Here is an 18,680-nt window from a genome sequence, read left to right on the forward strand (position 1 = left end):
CTCTGAATGACAATCAAAGAAAATCAACAAGAATTAGTAGAAGAATTCTCCTTTCTGGAAGATTGGGAACAGAAATACGAATACATCATCGACCTCGGCAAAGAGTTGGAAGGACTTCCCGATGATAAAAAAACGGACGACAATCTCATCCGTGGTTGCCAGTCCAAAGTTTGGATAGATGCCGAACACAAGGATGGAAAATTGTTCTTCAACGCAGATTCTGACGGGATTTTGCCAAAGGGAATCGTTTCGCTTTTGGTGAGAATCTACAGTGGACATTCTACGCAGGAGATTTTGGATTCGGATTTTGATTTCATTTCACAAATCGGTTTGCAGGAATTCCTTTCGCCATCGCGTGCAAATGGATTAATGGCTATGACCAAGCAAATCAAATTTTACGCAGTCGCATTTCAACTAAAGAAGTAGGTGAAGACTATTTTAGCATATCGTTTTTCCGCATTTGGGGACGTTGCAATGACTGTTCCTGTGTGCGTCGAGTTTCTGGAGCAGAATCCTGATGTGCAGATTATTTTCATCAGCAGGGATAATTTCAAGGACCTTTTCGACAGACACCCAAGACTGATTTTCAAAGGAATAAGCTTTGATGATTACAAAGGTGTTTTCGGAATTCGAAAGCTGACAAGACAATTGATTAGAGAATTCAAACCGGATTATGTCGCTGACCTTCACGATGTCATCAGAACAAAAATGGTGAATTCCATCTTCAAAAGACATCGTTACAAAGTTTTTAAAATCAACAAAGGCAAGGAGGAAAAAGAGAAACTGACCAACGTTTGGAATCTCGAAAAAAAACCACTGAAAAGAACTGTGGAACGTTATGCGGATGTGTTCAGAAAAATGGGATTTCCTTTAGAATTATCTCATAAATTAAGACCTCAAACTAACGAAAAAAGTGGAGTAGGCTTTGCACCTTTCGCTCAACACAAGGGAAAGATGATGCCTTTGGACAAGTCTTTCGAATTAGCTAGAGTTCTTGCAAAATCACATAAAGTTTATTTTTTCGGAGGCGGAAAAGAGGAGGATGAAATCCTAAGAAAATGGGAAAGTCAAATCCCGAATACGCTGAGTTTGTCGGGGAAATTATCTTTAAAGGAAGAACTTCAGAAAATCTCCGAACTGGAAACGATGATTTCTATGGATTCCGCAAATATGCATTTGGCAAGTTTGATGGGAACCAGATGTGTTTCTGTTTGGGGCTCCACGCATCATTTTGCTGGCTTTTTGGGTTACGGGCAAAGTGAAGATGACATTGTCCACGTCAAAGATTTATCTTGCAGACCTTGTTCTGTTTTCGGTGATAAAGAATGTTTCCGAGGCGATTATGCTTGTCTTGAGGAATTGAACATCCAGAAAATCATCGACAAAATATGAAGCTGAGCATTTGCATTCCTGTTTTTAATTTTGATGTCAATGAATTGATTGATGACCTTCAAAATCAAATTGATTCTGAGAATCTTGATGTAGAAATCATTTTGATTGATGATGCTTCTAGTCATGAGTTTGTGAACATCAATAAAAATCTGGAGACAAAAGTCAGCCAATTTATATTCCTTGAAAAAAATATCGGACGTTCCAAAATCCGAAATCTATTTTTAAAATATACCAACTCAGAATATTTGCTTTTCCTTGATTGCGATGGGAAGGTAATTAATGAAAATTTTATCAAAACCTATTTTGACTTTATCAGTAAACAAAATCCCGATGTCATTTTTGGTGGAAGGAAAGTAAGTGAAAGTGAGCCAGATTCAGCATTTGGATTGCGATGGAAATTCGCTACGGAAAGAGAAAATTTGCCTGTTAGCCAACGTTTGAAAGCGCCGTATTTGGATTTTCAGACCAATAACTTCGTCGTTAAAAAATCTGTTCTCGAGGACGTTCCTTTTGATGAAAAAATTATGCAATATGGTTACGAAGATCTAGTCTTTTCTAAAGATTTGCAAGATCATCAAGTCAAAATAGATCACATTGACAACCCTATTTTCAATAATGATGTAGAGTCAAATGCTATATTTCTTTCCAAAGCAGATCAATCAGCGAAAAGCTTGGCTCAACTGATTAACAATGATAAGAACTTTGAGAGAGTTTCTCAAATCAGATTGGCAAAAGCTTACCTATTGATGAAGAAAACTGGAATTATTTTTATTTATAAATTAATCTACAAAATTTTGAAATCCCAGATAGAAAAAAAACTTTTAACAGGCAAAGCCTCATTAAAAGTTCTTGATTTTTATAAGTTGGGTCAACTTATCGGTTATATGAATAAGAATTGATTCCGTAGCCCATTTCGAGCTCTAATCTGATGTTGGCGATGTTCAACCAAGTCACCAATTTCAGACTGAAATAACCAATCAACATTCCAAAAGTATTAAGGAAAACATCGTCTACATCGGCAGTTCCACGTGCTGTATAATATTGCGTCAATTCTATCGCACTAATCCAAGTGATGAACAAGAATAAGAGTAAAGGCAGTTTATTGAGACGTTTGTCCAAAATACCCAACCAACCGAATGGGATGAATACCAAGATGTTGCCAACAATATTTACCATAAATCTTTCAGAGAAAAACTGGTGATAATTCAAAAAATATTTGATGCTTTGAAATGGATTGAGCTGTAGAAACCCATATTCTGGATGTCTTCCACAACCGTAGAACATCATGTAAATTAAAAAAATAGTGTAAAATGAAATCAACACTGCATAATATCTTTTCATAGGTTTCCTTTTTGAGGATTAGTAATAAAAAAGAGTTTTCTAAACCATAGATCAGGCTCACAATTTTTATAGAAGAACTCTTATCAAAAATCTTTCCTAAAATGAAAAATTAAACGATTGATTAACTTAATTGTGAAAGTTTAACTATTATGTTAAATCTAATATTTTAATTTTAAGATTTTTTTAACACAAAATTGGGTTTTTAAATATTCTTTTTATATTTAATAAAACTAAAAACCTGATGTCAAAACTAATTTTTTATGATAATTCTTATCATGTTGAAAAGAAGAAGCGCTTTTCCGGAATCTTAATGAGAAAAGAGATCATTGAGAAATCCTGCTTGTTTTCCTACAAGATGGCTTTCCAAGAAGGTTTTCACAGGTCTTCTAGATCTGGAGGCGATATGAGAAGAAATCAATTGGAAATTTTTACCAATACATTTCAGGGTAAGATAGGAGAGTTTGTCGTCAAAGATGAATTGGAAAAAAGAAATCTAAATTGTTCCGAAGTCGATTTGGACGTCTTTGGGAAAGGGATTTGGGACAATGGAGATTTGATCGTGAACGGGAAAAATTTGAACGTAAAATCGATGGCGTTTTTTTCTAATCTTTTGTTGTTGGAGAAAAAAGATTGGAGCAGAGAAGGTATTTATTTGAAGGACACTGATAATGAGACTAAATACGATTATTTTGTCGCCGCAAGAATAAAACCAAATGTCAAAGAGATTTTCACCAAGTTAAGCGAACCATATACTTTAGAAAGTTTAACCGAAATAATTAGTAGAACCGATTTCTATTTCGATATTCCGGGCGCTATTTCGGCAAAAACTCTTACCCACGTTATAGATTGCGATTATATAATTGAAAAAAATACAATCCTAAATGGTAAAACTATCATGGATGCGGATAATTATTATGTACAAAGTGGCGATCTAGCGAGTTTTGAAATTTTAGTAAAGGCTTTGTGTTCTTAAATTTGTGTTCTTAAAGTTGAATCACTTTTAAAACAAAAAAATCTCCCAGTTTCCTGAGAGATTTTGTGGGCCCTGAGGGATTCGAACCCCCGACCCTCTGGGTGTAAACCAGATGCTCTGAACCAACTGAGCTAAGAGCCCTGAATTTTTTTTAAAGGCTTCAGTATCCTTTTTGTGGGCCCTGAGGGATTCGAACCCCCGACCCTCTGGGTGTAAACCAGATGCTCTGAACCAACTGAGCTAAGAGCCCCACTGAACGGCTTACCGTTTTGAGTGGTGCAAATATACAAATTATTACGAAGTCAGCAAATTTTTTTCTAAAAAATCTCCCACTACAAAGTTACTTCCGCCAATAAAAATCATTTCGCCTGCTTTACAATTCTGTGTTGCAGAAAGATAACCATCCTGAACGTTTTGAAAAATTTTGTAATTAATTTCACTTTTTTTCAGCAGGTGTTCGTAAGTTTCGGGATTTCGACCTCGGTTGACATTTGGTTTCACAAAATAATAGTTTTCATTTTTGGGCAAAATTTCCAAAACTTCATCAATTTTTTTATCATTTACAAAGCCAAGAACGATATGTTTATGCTGAGAATAGTCATTCAATTGATTGAAAACTTCCTCCAACCCAGCCTTATTATGACCAGTATCACAAATCGTCAAAGGATTCTGTGAGAATTCAAACCAGCGCCCGATGAAGTTTGTGTTTTTATAGACATTCTGAAGGCCGGATTTTATATTTTCCTTAGTAATTGTCAAATTCTGTCTTCTCAACTCATCAACCAAAGCTAAAACGACTCTGATGTTCTTTTTTTGATATTTACCTTTAAGGTCAGATTCTAACGAAGTTTCAATTGTTGTTGCATCAATGAACTTAGCATTCATTTTCTCTGCTTTATTAATGATAATGTCGTGGACAGAAGTCTTTTCATCTCCAGAAATAATAGGAATGTTTTCTTTGATGATGCCCGCTTTTTCAAAAGCAATTTCTTCAATCGTCTCGCCCAAAAGGTCTTGATGGTCCAATTGAACATTTGTGATTGCAGAAACCGTCGGCTTGATGATGTTCGTGGAATCCAATCGTCCACCCAAGCCGACTTCGATGATAGCATAATCAACTTTTTGCTGATAAAAATATTCGAAAGCCATTATGGTTGTGAATTCAAAAAAAGAAGGCTGGATTTCGCTCGGTAATTCTTTTAATTTCTGGATGAAATCGTAAACAAATTCCTTGTCACAATTCTTACCATTGACTTTGATTCTCTCTGTAAAATCTACCAAATGTGGCGAATTATAGAGCCCGACGTTATAATCCGATTCCTGAAGAACAGAAGCCAACATATTGCTCGTAGAACCTTTCCCATTTGTTCCGCCGATATGAATCGTTTTTATTATATCCTGTGGATTTCCGAAAAAGTCACAAAGTTTTTTGATGTTTTCAAGTCCAGGTTTGTACGCTGAAGAACCATCTCTTTGATAATTAGGAGCCTGAGCAAAAAGCCAATCTACGGCTTTCTGATATTCGTGTGAATTCATATTTCAAAATGAATTACAAATTTAAAAATTAGGATTATTAAAATTGGAAAAAATTAAAAAACAATCGTGTAAGTCCCCTGAGAAACATTCTGAGACTTCTTCGCCTTCACATATTTTTTTGTCCAAATCACAGCTGCAGTTACATTACAAGCATCTTTGATGCCACTGCTTCGTCCGGCAGAAGTTACATTCCCTGCTTTGTCCACAGTGATGAACATTACGAGCTGACCTTTGGCTTTGCAATTATGAGAAGGCAATTTTCCAGCTTTTCCCATTGTTCCGGGAATGAAAGCGGTCAAGATTCTGTCTTTACCAATTTTAGTGATTTTTTCCTCCTTGGAATCCGTTTTAGAATCGTCCTTTTTCTCGTTTGTTTTAGCGAGTTTTTTATCTTCGGTTTCAGATTTTGGAGTTTCCTTTTTTTCCTCTTTTACAGGCGTGATTTCTTTAGCAATGGAAACGGTGTCTGCAGGTAAAATTTCAACATCTGGAACATAGATTTCCGGTTCTGAAAGAGAATCTATTTCTGGTTCAGTCTCAGCTTTTGGAATTTCTGTTACCACAGGTTTTGGTTGTTCAGAAGCTTTGTAATAAAGTGAATTAAATGAAAACAAAAGCACAAAAAAAACCAGCGCAACCACATAAAATGCAATTGGCAAACCTGATAGTTTTTTTGTTCTTCTTCGGAATTCCATTTATCTGAATTATTTAAAATGATAATATTATCGGTCTTGCTTCTAAAACTAACTTCTAATTTCGTACTTAAGCTGGCTTATTAATAATATCCAAAAATTCATTCGTGTGATATTGGATTTTCATCAACAGATAATCTACTTTGCCGACCAATATATTATGGAAAATATAAGATAAGAATCCAACAACCAAACCAACAACAGTCGGAGCTAAAGCTTTGTAAAAGTCTGCCGCTAAAAGATTTTGAGAAATCACTGTATCAGTTTTTGACAATCCTCCAAAAGTAGAAGCCAAAATCAAAACACCACCAAGAAGTCCAAGCATCGGTGCTGCACCAGAAAGTGTTGCCAGGAAACCGATATTTTTCTCAGCTTTGTTGAGCTCTATTTGTGCGTGCGTTTCCATTGCGTTGGCAATTTCACTTACTGGTCTTCCCAATCGCGAAAGTCCTTTTTCTACGCTTCGGGATTCTGGCGAATTATCTCTTCTGCAAAAATCTACGGCTGATTGTACTCGTCCATCATTCAAGAGGTCGGTTACATTTTTTAGCAAATAAGGATCTACTTGATTTTCACGGTTCAGTGCAAATAACTTTTGTGCGAAAAAAACGATGGCTACAATTCCCGAAAATATGAGGATAATGATGAGCGAGACACTCAGCAAGCCTCCACCAAATAAGAATTCCCAAACAGAGATATTTTGATTTGCCATAGTTCGTATGTTGTTTTTTACAGTTTCAAATTTATGAATAACTAAAGGATTAATCAGAAGAGATTAATTAAAATTTCAAGAAAAAAGCTTCGGTTTCTAGAAGACGATTTTATACGTTCCTTTTGATGATACAGATGAGGCTTCTGCTTTCACATATTGTTTTACCCAATTTACAGCCGTACTCGTCACGCAAGGATCTGATACGCCACTCAGACGTTTTGCCGAAGTCACTTTTCCAGATTTGTCAACTGTGTAGGAAATGCTGATGCTTCCGCTGGCTTGACAATCGTGGTTTGGTTGTGCGCCACCTCTTCCCATCGTTCCAGGAATGAATCCAACCAATTTCCGATCGACACCAATCAAGCTGTTTCCGTCACCATCGCCACCGAGTGGGTCGCCGTAATTGCCAGGGCTAGTTCCATTTCCTTGAGAGCCAGATTTGGTTCCTCGTCCTTTCAGTAGATTTCCAATCGCGGCGTTTCCACGTCCGTCTCCAGTTGCATTTTCTTTTTTGATATCACCTTTTGCGTTTGTTTTTCCAGTTGTGTTTTTTGTCGAATTGGCAACGGTCGGAGCGTTCACTTTCTCATTCGATTTTTTGGTTGCAACGGGAGTCGTTTTAGTTCTAGTTGGAGTGGGAATCGTATTTTCGGGAACGTCTTTTTCTACTTTTTCTTTAGACGTTTTTGCAACTTCTGCTACAACTTCTTTTTCCTCTTTCTTTTCTACGATGGGCGCTGGACTTCCTTCTTCCTCTTTTGGTTCCTCGGCACCTTTTCCGTTTCTGTTGTCGCCGTAGTTGATGCGCATTTCTGTCAATTCAACGGGGATGATCAATTCGCTATTGACAGCCGTTTGTTTTGTTGGTTTGATTAATGATGTTGGAAGGAAAAATAAAACTGAGAAAATGAAAAGTCCTACCACCAAAGCTTTTGTCAGCGTGAACTCGTAATGCTTGCGGAATTCGTAAGCACCGTAAGCCTTATGTCGGTCTTCGAAAATAATATCATCCAGATCCTGATACATAGGAAAAAACTTGTTTGCGTTATAAATTTAATTTTATAACGATTCGTAAATATAAATATTATTTCCTGAAAAAATTAGTCGTCAACTTCGATCTCGTCCGGACGGAAGTGGCATTTCAATTTGAAAGGGATTGGATTTTCGGAACCAGTATAGAAATCGGTAATGTTTCCTTTCCAGCAAAGTTGAAGGTCACCAGTCTCGTTTTTATCGAATGTCAACTCGTTTTCAAATAGAAAAGCGTCTTCATCATCAAAAAGGTCAACTTCTGTAAATACTTCATCCTCCGTATCTTCGATTAAGAATTTTTGTCCTTCAAGTTCCGATGTCGCTACCGGAAACTCGATCACATCTAATGACAATTGGGGAAATTTGTATTGCAAAGAATCATCCTCCACGTGATCCAAAGCGTCATCTGTGATGATCTCTACTTCCAAAAAGTTCTGCGAATTGATATAAACAGATTTGCAGTAAGTGCTCTTGATAAAATACTTCAGAGTTTCCTCTGGATGGTAAATCTTTAATATTCCTTTCATTATAAGGATAATAAATTATGAAGTGATAATTTTGAATTGATGAACAAAGATAAAAAATAGAATGAAGTACAGAAATATTTGTGCATTATTTTTATTTATAATCAGAAATTCGGATACAATTGTTGATATTGTGTTAATCTACACCATAATCCCCTTAAATATTGAGGTCGCGAATTTATAATCATTAAAATATTATCTTTACACGGCTTAAAATTTTTACAATGAAATTTTTTTATACAATCATAACTTTTATTGGTCTGCTCTTCACGGTTTCTTGCAAAAAAGGAGATTCTCCAATGATGAAGGTGACAGAATCTTCAGCTTCCAATCTGGATACGATTGCCTCCAAATATTACGAAGAATATCTCAAGCTTTATCCTTTGGAAGCCACTTCACAAGGCGATGAACGTTATAACGATCTCTTGCCGAATAACCTAAGTCCGGAATTTATCAAAAACGAAATTGCTTTTTATGATTCGGTTCAGACTCAGCTGAAATCTGTGGATTACAATAATTTGGATAATGACCAAAAAGTGGTTTATGATGTTTTGGAATATACTTTAGTCGATAAACAAGAGCGATACGCTTATCATCCCGAATATATTCCGTTTACGCAGTTTGGAGGATTGCCATTGGATTTTCCGATGTTGGGAAGCGGAACGGGAATTCAGCCTTTCAAAACTGAAAAAGATTACGACAATTGGCTGAAGAGAATGGAACTTTTTCCAGTTTGGATGGATTCTGCCATTGAAAATTTCCGATTGGGAATCAAAAATAAGGTGGTTCTGCCGAAATCATTGGTCATAAAAATGATTCCCCAAATGAAGGCCGAAGAAATTACGACTTTTGAAATCGAAAAAAATATTTTCTACGGTCCCATCAAAAATATGCCGAAGGATTTCAAACCTGTGACGGCCAATAAATATGCTAAGTTGTATCAAGACGCCATCAAGAGCAAGTTGATTCCAGCTTATCTAAAAATGGCAGATTTCCTCGAGAAAGAATATTTGCCAAAAGCCCGAACCACACACGGTTATGATGCGTTGCCGAATGGTGCAAATATTTATAGTTATTATGTCAAAAGCTGGACGACGACGGACAAATCGCCGGAAGAAATCCACAAAACAGGACTTTCTGAAGTAGTAAGACTTCGTGGTGATATGGAGAAAGTGAAGAATCAAGTTGGCTTCAAAGGTTCTTTGGAAGAATTTCTGAACTTCGTGAAAACCGACCCGAAAGCAATGCCTTATAAAACTTCGAAAGAGGTTCTGGCAGGATTCCAATCCATCCTCGACAAAATCACGCCGAAGCTGAAAACGATGTTCAACGTCACACCGAAAACGCCTTTTGAAATTCGTCAAACCGAAAAATATCGTGAAGCCAGTGCGAGTGCAGAATATATTCAGGGAAGTCCGGATGGCAAACGTCCAGGGATTTTTTACACACCGATTCCTGACCCGACAAAATTCAATGTCACTTCCGGGATGGAATCTCTGTTTCTTCACGAGGCGATTCCAGGTCATCATTATCAAATTTCTCTTCAACAGGAAAATTTGAAGTTGCCTAAGTTTTTGAGATTCGGTTGGATTGGTGCTTACGGCGAAGGCTGGGCTTTGTACTGCGAGTCGCTCGGACCAGAATTCGGACTTTACACCGACCCGTATCAGAAAATGGGTTCTTTGAGTGACGAAATGTTGCGTGCCGTTCGTCTGGTAATCGACACTGGAATTCACACCGGGCAAATGTCTCGCGAGGAAGCTATTAAATATTTCTTGAGCAATGTCGCATACGATGAAGCTTCCGCAACAGCAGAAGTGGAGCGATATATGGCGATGCCTGGACAAGCTTTGAGCTACAAAACGGGTCAAATGAAAATCCAAGAATTGAGGGACAAATATCAAAAACAATTGGGAAAGAAATTCAAGATTGCGGATTTCCACGATGGCGTTCTCAGCCAAGGTTGTTTGCCTTTGCAAGTTCTGGAGCGCAAAATGGATCTTTGGGCAAATAATCTGAAGTAAGAAGATGAAGAAACAAATTAAAAGAAGGATAAAGCGAACACAATACATTTTTTATCAAGAAACATTAGTTGATTTCAAAGATCATTTGTGGTCGTTTCTCGGTGCTTTTTTCGGAATTGGAATCATTGCGTTTCTACAATCTCAACAGATTTCTGAAATTGAAAATGTCTTTCTAATAGGTTCATTCGGCGCATCAAGTGTTTTGATTTATGGTGCGGTAAACAGTCCGTTGGCACAACCTAGAAATCTGATTGGCGGTCACGTTTTGTCTGCTTTGGTCGGCGTAACGGTTTTTAAATTCTTACCAGAAATTCTTTGGTTGAATGCTTCTATTGCAGTTGCTTCTTCTATTGTGGTAATGCAAATCACAAAAACAATGCATCCTCCAGGTGGCGCAACGGCTTTGATTGCGGTGCTTCCAGCTCAGAAAATTCAGGACTTGGGATATTGGTACGCGTTGTCGCCGGTTTTGAGTGGCGCAGTTATCTTGTTGATTGTCGCTTTGATTTTTAATAATATTCCGAAAGGGAGAAAATATCCGCATCACGTTCGGCAATCCAAATATGTGCATATGAGACGGATGCTAAAAAAGAAAAACTAAAAGTTTATGACAATCGAAATTTTAAAATCGCTCTACAATCGGGATTTAAACATACTGAAAGTCGAAATCGAATCTTATCAAAACGAAGCATCACTTTGGAAAATCGGTAAGAATATTTTGAATTCCGGCGGAAATCTTTGCCTCCATTTGCTCGGAAATCTTAATACTTACATCGGTGCAGAACTTGGTAAAACTGGTTATGTGAGACAACGTGATTTGGAATTTTCATCGAAAGACATTCCGAAAACGGAACTTCTGGAAAAGCTTGAATCTCTAATAGAAATCGTCAATTCTACATTAGAAAAATTGTCCGACGAAGATTTGACAAAGAATTATCCAACAGAACCATTAGGTTACAAAATGACTACTGAATATTTCCTAATTCATCTTCTTTCGCATTTGAATTATCATCTTGGGCAAATCAATTATCACCGAAGATTACTGGATATTTAATTATTTTTCAAACAGCATTTTCGTGATAAAATCCTTCTCCTGACTTCCTCTCGCCTGCGAATATTCCCGTCCGTAGAAGATGATTTGAAGGTGCAATTTGTTCCAAACATTTTCCTTCCAAAGGCTTTTCGCGTCGCGTTCGGTTTCGACCACATTTTTTCCTTCGGTCAGTTTCCATTGCTTCATCAACCGATGAATGTGCGTATCAACGGGAAATGCTGGGAATCCAAAAGCCTGACTCATCACCACAGAAGCCGTTTTGTGACCAACGCCAGCCAATTCTTCCAACGCTTCGAAAGTTTGAGGAACGACTGAATTGTGTTTTTCAACCAAAACTTCAGCCATCTTTTTCAAATTTTTCGCTTTAGAATTTGAAAGTCCGATTTCCTTGATGAGTTCCTTAATTTCTTCAACACTAAGTCTTGCCATTTTCTCAGGCGTATCGGCAACCGCAAAAAGCCGAGGTGTGACCTGATTAACCTTTTTGTCGGTCGTCTGAGCGGAAAGAGCGACCGCAACCATCAGCGTGTAAGCGTCTTTGTGGTCCAGTGGAATCGGAACTTCTGGATATAATTTTTCTAATTCTTCCTGAACAATCTTCGCTCTTTGTTTTTTCGTCATTTTGATGGTAACTTTGTGCTACAAAAATAGAAATTATGTTGAAGCTTGGCGATTCTTTACCAGAATTTATCGGAACAAACCAAAACGGAGAACCAATCGATTCTCAGAATTTCAAAGGCAAAAAACTCGTGGTCTTCTTTTATCCAAAAGCCAGCACGCCAGGTTGTACGGCGGAAGCTTGTAATCTGCGAGACAATTATTCGGTTTTGAAACAGAATGGTTTTCAGTTGATTGGTGTAAGTGCGGATTCTGAAAAGCGTCAGAAAAATTTCTCTGACAAATATGAATTACCTTTTGATGTTCTTGCCGATGAAAACCACTATGTCATCAACAAATTTGGAGTTTGGCAACTGAAGAAGTTTATGGGAAGAGAATTTATGGGAATCGTGCGAACCACTTTTGTTTTTGATGAAAACGGGATTTGCATCCAAGTCATTGACAAAGTAAAGACGAAAGACCACGCCGCGCAGATTTTGGAATAAGTTTAATTTTATGGATAATGTTTCATTAATAATTGAGAGCTTTAATGATTGGGGAAAACCTTGGACTTTCTATGAATTTGTAATGAATAATTCGCAAATTTCTGAAAAAGAGAAAGATGAATTTTTGACAAATTATAAAGGTGCTTCGGAATTCGAATTGTGGAATTTTTCTGATTTATCTGAGGGCGTAAAAAAATCAACTCTCTATTTAAAGACAACTACTCAACTTACGGATGAAGCCATAAACCGAATTGTAAATGCAATTGCTTATGAATGGAGGTAAGGGATTTACTTTATCGGAATCCAAATCTCTTCTTCTGCAGAATCGCTGTTTGGATCGTAATCATCTCCAAAAATCTCAAAATGCGGTCTGTCATCAACCTCAAATTGATTTTCTGGAATGAAATTTTGAAAAATATAACTGAAAATTTTCGGTCCGTTTTCCGTTTTTCCCTGGTAATTGAAAACCAAATACTTTCCACTTGCTAGCTGAAAAGATTCAAAATCACTAGGAATATTATCAAAATCAGAAACTTCTGCAAGCGCATACTTTGTGAAAGATTGATTTGGAGTGAAGCTCTCAGGATAGATTTGAAGCGAAAATAGTTGGTCGGAAATCCGATTGGCAATTTCATTTCTTCTCATCATAAATTTTCTCCAGACAATCGGCGTTTTGTCTTCCTGAAAAGAAGTTGTAATACCAAAACCTACTAACTTCTTTGGTTCAATCATTTCGATTCGATGTGGTATATTCATATCAATTTTCATAATACATCAATTCCTCTGTCTCATCGGGAAGCGTTACGAATTTTTGAAATTTCAATCCTAATTTTTCAATTAATTTTTGAGAAGAATAATTCTCTTTTGATGTAATAGCAGAAAGCTTTGAAACGCCGAAATCAGTCTTGGCAATTTCTTTCAAATTGGAAGCCGATTCGTATGCGTAACCTTTGCCTTCAAACTCCGGGAAAAAGGAAAATCCGATGTCGAGCACATCCAAACCTTCACGCTCAAAAATTCCAACGGCACCAATTTTTTCATTCAGTTCTTTGTGAATGACCACGTAATTCCCAAATCCCAATCTTTCCAACTGCGGACGAAATCTATTCTGAATGTACTTTTCAGCATCATCTTTGGTTCGCAAATTTCTGTCGCCAATGAATTTGATAAATGATGGTAAATTATAAAGCTTCAGAAAGAAATCAGCATCTTCCAGATCTGCTGGTTTCAGAATCAATCTTTCGGTTTCGTAGTTTTTCATATCTGGTTTAATTTATATTGAAAAAATCTGAAGATTTTTGAGTTTTGTTTGTTTTTCCTTGGACAAGCTCAGGATAAACTTCGCCTCAGACTGACAATGTAAATGCTAAAGATAAAACACGCGGTTTTTGTCTCAGAACCAGGATTTCATTAATTAAAATAAAAAATTAAGGAACAATCACAGTAAAAATATAAGCTAATAAATTAACCAAGAGCACAACGCCATAAAGAACGTTCGTCTTTCCTCGACTAAGGGAAAGCATCACAGTATAAAGTGACAGAGCAAGTAAAACCATCGATTTGATGTCAAGTCCAAGTACCAAAGGCATATCGTAAAGAATAGCTACAACGGCAACACACGGAATCGTTAATCCAATACTCGCGATGGCTGAACCTAAAGCCAGATTCAAACTGGTTTGGAAGTGGTTTCTTCGTGCAGCTTTGATGGCTGCCAATCCTTCCGGCAAAAGAACGACTGCAGCGATGATAACACCTACTAAAGCCTGTGGTGCTCCAAGGTTGTGAACTACGCTCTCAATACTTGGAGATAGTGCTTTTGCCATTACGACAACAACACCCAAACAGATAATCAGAAATACGAGACTTGTAATACTTACTACATTTGGAGGTGGTTCGGCGTGTGGCAAATCATCGGTTTCGGGAAGGAAATAATTCCTGTGTCTTACGGTTTGAACCATCAAAAAAGTACTGTAGATGACCAACGAGGCTACAGAAAAGAATATAAGTTGCACTTTGCTGAATGTTGCAGAAAGTTCTGTCGTTGTATAATTTGGTAATATCAATGTCATTACAACGATGGCAACCAAGCCTATGAGCGCCATGTTTCCCGCGGATCTTGCGAAGAATTGCTCTTTGAATTTGAGACCTCCAACCAATAGACAGGCTCCTAGAATACCATTAAGTATTAACATTACGGCGGCGAAAACGGTGTCACGCGCCAATGTACTGGTTTCTTTTCCGCCAGCTACCATCAATGAAACAATCAATCCAACTTCCAAAACGGTGATTGCGATGGCTAGAATAATGGTTCCAAAAGGTTCTCCGACTTTGTGAGCCACAACTTCTGCATGGTGGACAGCGGATAGTACGGAAGTGATGAGTAGCAAGCTTCCCAACGTTGCCAGCCAAGGATCGTCATCTACGATACCAAACATATAGTAGATGAGTGAGATTATTGGGAAAATGTAGGACCAGTGAAGTAAAAATCTTAAATTCATAATATTGATTGCTCTAATTTACAAAAAAATAATTTAGCAGGGGTTTTATCGGTTTGATGCAACAAAAAATCCACCAAAATTTATTTTTCTTAAACTGGTTTAAGTTTTTTAGAATCTATAAATCGGAGCTTTGTTTAACAATTAATCAAAACAAATATTTATGAGTACAAGATTAAATATCGCAAAAACAGATGCGACAGCTTACAAAGCAATGTTGGGATTGGTAGGTTATCTGCAAAACATTTCTTTGAGTCCTACTTGGAAGGAATTAATCAAAATCAGGGCTTCTCAAATCAATGGATGTGCTCACTGTCTGGATTTGCATACAAAAGATGCCATAAAAAATGGAGAGACAACACAAAGAATTTATCTCTTAAATGCTTGGAGAGAAGCGTTCGGATTATACTCAAAAGAAGAGCAGGTTATTTTGGAAATCACAGAAGAGATTACTTTGATTAATCAGAAAGGACTATCGGAAGAAACTTATGCCAAGGCAAATCAGATTTTTTCAGAACAACAAATTGCTGAGATTATAATGACCGCAATCATAATAAATTCTTATAACAGGATCGGAATCAGTACACTAATGCCAATTTCTAAATGAGTTAAATAAAGAGAGCCACCAATATTTTGGTGGCTCTCTTTATATCAATGATAAATTATTTTACCAATGTCAATTCGCTGATCAATCTTGTTGCGCCAGCGTATTTGTCGATTACCCAAAGTACGTAACGAACATCTACGTTGATGGTTCTTTGCAAGTTTGGTTCGAAAACGATGTCGCCACTTAAAGCTTCGCTGTTTCCGTCAAAAGCAAGACCTATCAAATGTCCGTTTCCATCGATGATTGGAGAACCGGAGTTTCCACCAGTGATATCATTGTTTGAAAGGAAATTGATTGGCATATATCCGTTTTTGTCCGCATATTGTCCGTAATCTTTTTTCTTAGCAAGGTCTAGAACTTTCTTTGGAAGGTCAAATTCCTCGTCGCCTTTTTTGTATTTGGCAACCATTCCATTGATGTCCGTGTAGAAGTTTTCTTTGATGCCTTTGTAGTTTCTGTCCTCTCTTGTAGGAAGCGTTTCAATCGTTCCATAAGTCAATCTCATTGTAGAGTTGGCATCTGGATAGAATTTCTTCTCTGGTTGCGCTTTTCTAAGTCCATCCAAAAATAGTCTGCTGTTTTTAGCAAAGTTTTCCTCGATTTTAGAATATTTCTCAACACCCAATTTTTGATCTTCCACAACGCCGTTTACGAATTGTCTCAATTTGTCAGCATCAATTTTCAATCGGTCTGGATTTTCTACGAAAGCCAAAGCTGATTTTTTATTAGCAAAAATAGAAGCGTAGGCCAAAGTCGAAAGATTGTTTACATCTGCAGATAGAATCGTTGGAGACGCAAATTCCTTATTAACCTTTGCTTTATAAAGAGAAGTAAGAGCAACCAACATATCGCCTTCCACATTGTCGTGGAATCCGTCGTAAGCTTTTTCAACTGCTTCCAAAACTTTTGGTTTCATCGCTACTTTTCCAGCTTCGTCTTGGTCAGCATAAGTTTTGAACAAGCTTCCTAATTGATAAGCTGTTGCGATGTAATGAGCATTTCTCTGTAAAATTGAAGCGTAATTACGCTCTACATTTCTACCGGAAATCTGATTGTAATATGATTTGATTTCTGGCAAGACACCGTAATACAAACTTTCGTTAGGAGATTGCGCTGCCCACTGATTATAGGTCTGCTCCAATTTTTGTTTTTCAGCAACAGTTCCATTTTTCTTCACAGCATCAATAGTTCCTGCTCTGTTTTTCCAATAGTTGGCAACACTCGCGTATTGAGAAGCGTAATCCAATTGAGTTGCTTTGTCTTTGTCCATATACTTTTTCAAAACGTCCATAGTTACTTTGGAAGCTTCTACCCAAGCCGGATAATCTTTGTCTACCATTTGCTCAATCCCGAAAGAAGTCAAATAACGGTTGGTTCTTCCCGGGTAACCAAGAATCATTGTGAAGTCTCCAGGCTTGTAACCTTTAAGAGAAACTGGCAAATGGTGTTTTGGTTTCAAGGGAACGTTGGTTTCAGAATATTCTGCTGGATTTCCATTAGCATCGCCATAAGCACGGAACACTGCAAAATCTGCCGTATGTCTTGGCCATTCCCAGTTGTCTGTGTCGCCACCAAATTTCCCAAGAGAAGAAGGCGGTGCACCAACCAAACGGATGTCTTTATAGTCTTGATATACAAAATAATAGAACTCATTTCCGTTGAAGAAATCTCTTACCACAACAGTGTATTTTCCATTTTCAGCATTTTCAGTTTGGATTGCTTTGTATTCTGCATCGATTACCGTTTTTCTTTCTGCTGCAGACATATTGTTGTTCAGTTTGGAATTGATTCTTTCGGAAACATCATCCATTCTTACAAGAAATCTTACGTAAAGTCCTTTTGCATTGAATTCCTCATTTGACTTCATTGCCCAGAATCCGTTTTTGAGATAGTCTTTCTCCGGCGTAGAGGCGGCTGCAACTGCATCGTAACCACAGTGGTGATTGGTGAAGATCAATCCTTTATCAGAAACGATCTCGCCAGTACAGAATCCACCAAAACTCACGATCGCATCTTTCAAACTGGAGTTGTTGACAGAATAGATTTCTTCCGGCGTCAAACGCAGACCTTCTTTTTGCATATCCACACCGTTCAGACGTTTTACAAGCATCAGAAGCCACATTCCTTCATCTGCCTTCATCTGAGTGTAACCCAAAATCAAGGTTAATGCTAATAATATTTTTTTCATAAGTAAAAATTATTTTAATGGGGCTAATTTAATCATTATTTTAAATCTAATGGTATGAATTTGGCTAATAGATTGGGCAAACATCACAGAATGAAATTTCTACAATCAATAGGTATTTTATCATTAATATTACTTGTTTCGGTTTCTTGCAAATCATCCAAAAATACGTCTGAGCCAATGCAAAATATCCACAGAAAATGGATGTTGGTTGAATACAAAGATTTTACTAAAGAAGAGCTTGTGAAATTGGAAGCCAATATCGATTTGACAAAAAATCCAGAATCGGCAAATCGTTACACTGCAAAAATGGGTTGCAACGGAATGTTCTTTACGGCGGAATTCAAAAACGGAAAAGCGAAATTCTCTGAGGTTGGCTCTACGATGATGTATTGCGATGGAAGAATGAAACTGGAAGAATTGTTCGGGAAAGAATTTCCTACCTTAAATCAATATAAAGTCGAAGGTCATTTCTTAACTTTATCCAATGAAAATGGTGGCAGAATGAAATTTGTCGCAGCAGATTGGGACTGATAATAGGAGTGATAAATTATAAATGATTTTAATTAATATAAATCAACTAAATATTTACATATGAAAAGAAGTGCAAAAGCAGTCTGGAAAGGCACAGTAAAAGATGGAAGTGGCGTTTTGACTACGCAAAGTACAACCCTTAATGATACGCAATACTCATTCAAAAGCAGATTTGAAGATGGCGTTGGGACGAATCCGGAAGAATTGTTGGCAGCGGCTCACGCAGGTTGTTTCACGATGAAAACTTCAGCTTTGTTGTCAGAAGCTGGTTACAATCCGGAAACTTTAGAAACCGATTGCAAAATCAGTTTGGTCGATGGAAAAGTGACTTTGTCTGAATTGACACTCAATGCAAAAGTACCCGGAATTTCAGAAGAAGATTTCCAAAAAATCGCAACCGAAGCGAAAGAAACTTGCCCAATTAGCGTTGCATTCAGCTTTGAAAAAGCATTGACGGCTACTTTGGTTAGCTAAGA

23 protein-coding genes and 2 tRNA genes are annotated in these 18,680 nt (G+C 37.3%); 12 read left to right on the forward strand and 13 right to left on the reverse strand.

The genetic code is table 11. The features are described 5' to 3' along the window. The first annotated feature begins 6 nt into the window (after positions 1–6). From IO90_RS03550 to IO90_RS03560, 3 genes are read left to right on the forward strand one after another with little or no spacing between them, the layout of a single operon-like run. Positions 7–426 (forward strand): SufE family protein, encoded by a 420-nt coding sequence (locus tag IO90_RS03550; RefSeq protein WP_034963970.1) that lies wholly within the window; start codon positions 7–9, stop codon positions 424–426. Then, complete coding sequence (locus IO90_RS03555; protein ID WP_034963971.1) at positions 427–1,392, forward strand: glycosyltransferase family 9 protein; 966 nt, start codon at positions 427–429, stop codon at positions 1,390–1,392. Beyond that, the gene (locus IO90_RS03560) at positions 1,389–2,291 is read left to right on the forward strand and encodes a glycosyltransferase family 2 protein (protein ID WP_034963972.1); all 903 of its coding nucleotides are present in this window, start codon (positions 1,389–1,391) and stop codon (positions 2,289–2,291) included. Before IO90_RS03555 ends, IO90_RS03560 begins: the two co-directional genes overlap by 4 nt. Here the strand turns inward: IO90_RS03560 and IO90_RS03565 are convergent. Further along, positions 2,266–2,733, reverse strand: coding sequence for a VanZ family protein (locus IO90_RS03565; protein ID WP_051878228.1), 468 nt, complete (start codon positions 2,731–2,733; stop codon positions 2,266–2,268). The genes IO90_RS03560 and IO90_RS03565 overlap by 26 nt on opposite strands. A gap of 241 nt (positions 2,734–2,974) precedes the next feature. Between IO90_RS03565 and IO90_RS03570 the strand changes: the two genes are divergently transcribed. Then, positions 2,975–3,706 carry a hypothetical protein gene (locus IO90_RS03570; protein WP_034963973.1) on the forward strand — a complete coding sequence of 244 codons (732 nt, stop codon included), beginning with the start codon at positions 2,975–2,977 and terminating at the stop codon, positions 3,704–3,706. A gap of 66 nt (positions 3,707–3,772) precedes the next feature. Here IO90_RS03570 and IO90_RS03575 read toward each other — a convergent pair. The 7 genes from IO90_RS03575 to IO90_RS03605 all read right to left on the reverse strand — a co-directional run bounded on the left by IO90_RS03575 (position 3,773) and on the right by IO90_RS03605 (position 8,205). Beyond that, positions 3,773–3,847, reverse strand: a tRNA-Val gene (locus IO90_RS03575). A 34-nt stretch (positions 3,848–3,881) separates the two neighbouring features. Beyond that, positions 3,882–3,956, reverse strand: a tRNA-Val gene (locus IO90_RS03580). A 44-nt stretch (positions 3,957–4,000) separates the two neighbouring features. Beyond that, positions 4,001–5,242 carry a bifunctional folylpolyglutamate synthase/dihydrofolate synthase gene (locus IO90_RS03585; RefSeq protein ID WP_034963974.1) on the reverse strand — a complete coding sequence of 414 codons (1,242 nt, stop codon included), beginning with the start codon at positions 5,240–5,242 and terminating at the stop codon, positions 4,001–4,003. A 53-nt stretch (positions 5,243–5,295) separates the two neighbouring features. Continuing rightward, a complete protein-coding gene (locus tag IO90_RS18270) occupies positions 5,296–5,937 on the reverse strand; it encodes a hypothetical protein (protein WP_051878230.1) in 642 nt (213 codons plus the stop codon). Positions 5,938–6,004: 67 nt separating this feature from the next. Beyond that, on the reverse strand, positions 6,005–6,646 hold the full coding sequence (locus IO90_RS03595; RefSeq protein WP_051878231.1) for a MotA/TolQ/ExbB proton channel family protein: 642 nt from the start codon (positions 6,644–6,646) through the stop codon (positions 6,005–6,007). A gap of 96 nt (positions 6,647–6,742) precedes the next feature. Continuing rightward, the gene (locus IO90_RS03600) at positions 6,743–7,672 is read right to left on the reverse strand and encodes a ferric siderophore ABC transporter substrate-binding protein (protein WP_228374639.1); all 930 of its coding nucleotides are present in this window, start codon (positions 7,670–7,672) and stop codon (positions 6,743–6,745) included. Between the two features lie 74 nt (positions 7,673–7,746). Continuing rightward, on the reverse strand, positions 7,747–8,205 hold the full coding sequence (locus IO90_RS03605) for a hypothetical protein (protein ID WP_034963976.1): 459 nt from the start codon (positions 8,203–8,205) through the stop codon (positions 7,747–7,749). A 221-nt stretch (positions 8,206–8,426) separates the two neighbouring features. Here IO90_RS03605 and IO90_RS03610 point away from each other — a divergent pair, with 221 nt between their 5' ends. The 3 genes from IO90_RS03610 to IO90_RS03620 are packed head-to-tail and all read left to right on the forward strand — an operon-like array spanning position 8,427 to position 11,280. After that, entirely contained in the window at positions 8,427–10,226 is a 1,800-nt protein-coding gene (locus tag IO90_RS03610) for a DUF885 domain-containing protein (protein ID WP_034963977.1), read from the forward strand. Between the two features lie 4 nt (positions 10,227–10,230). Beyond that, on the forward strand, positions 10,231–10,827 hold the full coding sequence (locus IO90_RS03615) for an HPP family protein (RefSeq protein WP_034963978.1): 597 nt from the start codon (positions 10,231–10,233) through the stop codon (positions 10,825–10,827). A gap of 6 nt (positions 10,828–10,833) precedes the next feature. Next, positions 10,834–11,280: a DinB family protein gene (locus tag IO90_RS03620; protein ID WP_034963979.1), complete on the forward strand. Its 447-nt coding sequence runs from the start codon at positions 10,834–10,836 to the stop codon at positions 11,278–11,280. On the opposite strand, the gene nth is transcribed toward IO90_RS03620, so the two are convergent. Then, positions 11,281–11,901 (reverse strand): endonuclease III, encoded by a 621-nt coding sequence (nth, locus tag IO90_RS03625; RefSeq protein ID WP_034963980.1) that lies wholly within the window; start codon positions 11,899–11,901, stop codon positions 11,281–11,283. It abuts the gene before it with no gap. Positions 11,902–11,936: 35 nt separating this feature from the next. Here nth and bcp point away from each other — a divergent pair, with 35 nt between their 5' ends. Further along, on the forward strand, positions 11,937–12,383 hold the full coding sequence (gene bcp / locus IO90_RS03630) for a thioredoxin-dependent thiol peroxidase (RefSeq protein ID WP_034963981.1): 447 nt from the start codon (positions 11,937–11,939) through the stop codon (positions 12,381–12,383). Between the two features lie 10 nt (positions 12,384–12,393). Continuing rightward, positions 12,394–12,666 carry a hypothetical protein gene (locus IO90_RS03635; protein ID WP_034963982.1) on the forward strand — a complete coding sequence of 91 codons (273 nt, stop codon included), beginning with the start codon at positions 12,394–12,396 and terminating at the stop codon, positions 12,664–12,666. A 5-nt stretch (positions 12,667–12,671) separates the two neighbouring features. On the opposite strand, the gene IO90_RS03640 is transcribed toward IO90_RS03635, so the two are convergent. The 3 genes from IO90_RS03640 to IO90_RS03650 all read right to left on the reverse strand — a co-directional run bounded on the left by IO90_RS03640 (position 12,672) and on the right by IO90_RS03650 (position 14,881). Then, entirely contained in the window at positions 12,672–13,139 is a 468-nt protein-coding gene (locus IO90_RS03640; RefSeq protein WP_051878270.1) for a GyrI-like domain-containing protein, read from the reverse strand. A 1-nt stretch (position 13,140) separates the two neighbouring features. After that, entirely contained in the window at positions 13,141–13,644 is a 504-nt protein-coding gene (locus tag IO90_RS03645; RefSeq protein WP_034963983.1) for a GNAT family N-acetyltransferase, read from the reverse strand. Positions 13,645–13,810: 166 nt separating this feature from the next. Then, positions 13,811–14,881 (reverse strand): calcium:proton antiporter, encoded by a 1,071-nt coding sequence (locus tag IO90_RS03650; protein WP_034963984.1) that lies wholly within the window; start codon positions 14,879–14,881, stop codon positions 13,811–13,813. A 160-nt stretch (positions 14,882–15,041) separates the two neighbouring features. Here IO90_RS03650 and IO90_RS03655 point away from each other — a divergent pair, with 160 nt between their 5' ends. Beyond that, positions 15,042–15,485 (forward strand): carboxymuconolactone decarboxylase family protein, encoded by a 444-nt coding sequence (locus IO90_RS03655; protein ID WP_034963985.1) that lies wholly within the window; start codon positions 15,042–15,044, stop codon positions 15,483–15,485. Positions 15,486–15,540: 55 nt separating this feature from the next. On the opposite strand, the gene IO90_RS03660 is transcribed toward IO90_RS03655, so the two are convergent. Continuing rightward, positions 15,541–17,673 (reverse strand): S46 family peptidase, encoded by a 2,133-nt coding sequence (locus IO90_RS03660; RefSeq protein WP_034963986.1) that lies wholly within the window; start codon positions 17,671–17,673, stop codon positions 15,541–15,543. Positions 17,674–17,763: 90 nt separating this feature from the next. Between IO90_RS03660 and IO90_RS03665 the strand changes: the two genes are divergently transcribed. Together IO90_RS03665 and IO90_RS03670 are read left to right on the forward strand one after the other, a co-directional pair. Next, positions 17,764–18,204 carry an META domain-containing protein gene (locus IO90_RS03665; RefSeq protein ID WP_034964288.1) on the forward strand — a complete coding sequence of 147 codons (441 nt, stop codon included), beginning with the start codon at positions 17,764–17,766 and terminating at the stop codon, positions 18,202–18,204. A gap of 60 nt (positions 18,205–18,264) precedes the next feature. Then, positions 18,265–18,678, forward strand: a complete 414-nt coding sequence (locus IO90_RS03670; protein ID WP_034963987.1) for an OsmC family protein — start codon at positions 18,265–18,267, stop codon at positions 18,676–18,678. The last annotated feature ends 2 nt before the right edge of the window (positions 18,679–18,680 follow it).

Origin of the sequence: Chryseobacterium sp. FH1 (assembly GCF_000735135.1) — a bacterium.
GTDB lineage: Bacteria > Bacteroidota > Bacteroidia > Flavobacteriales > Weeksellaceae > Epilithonimonas.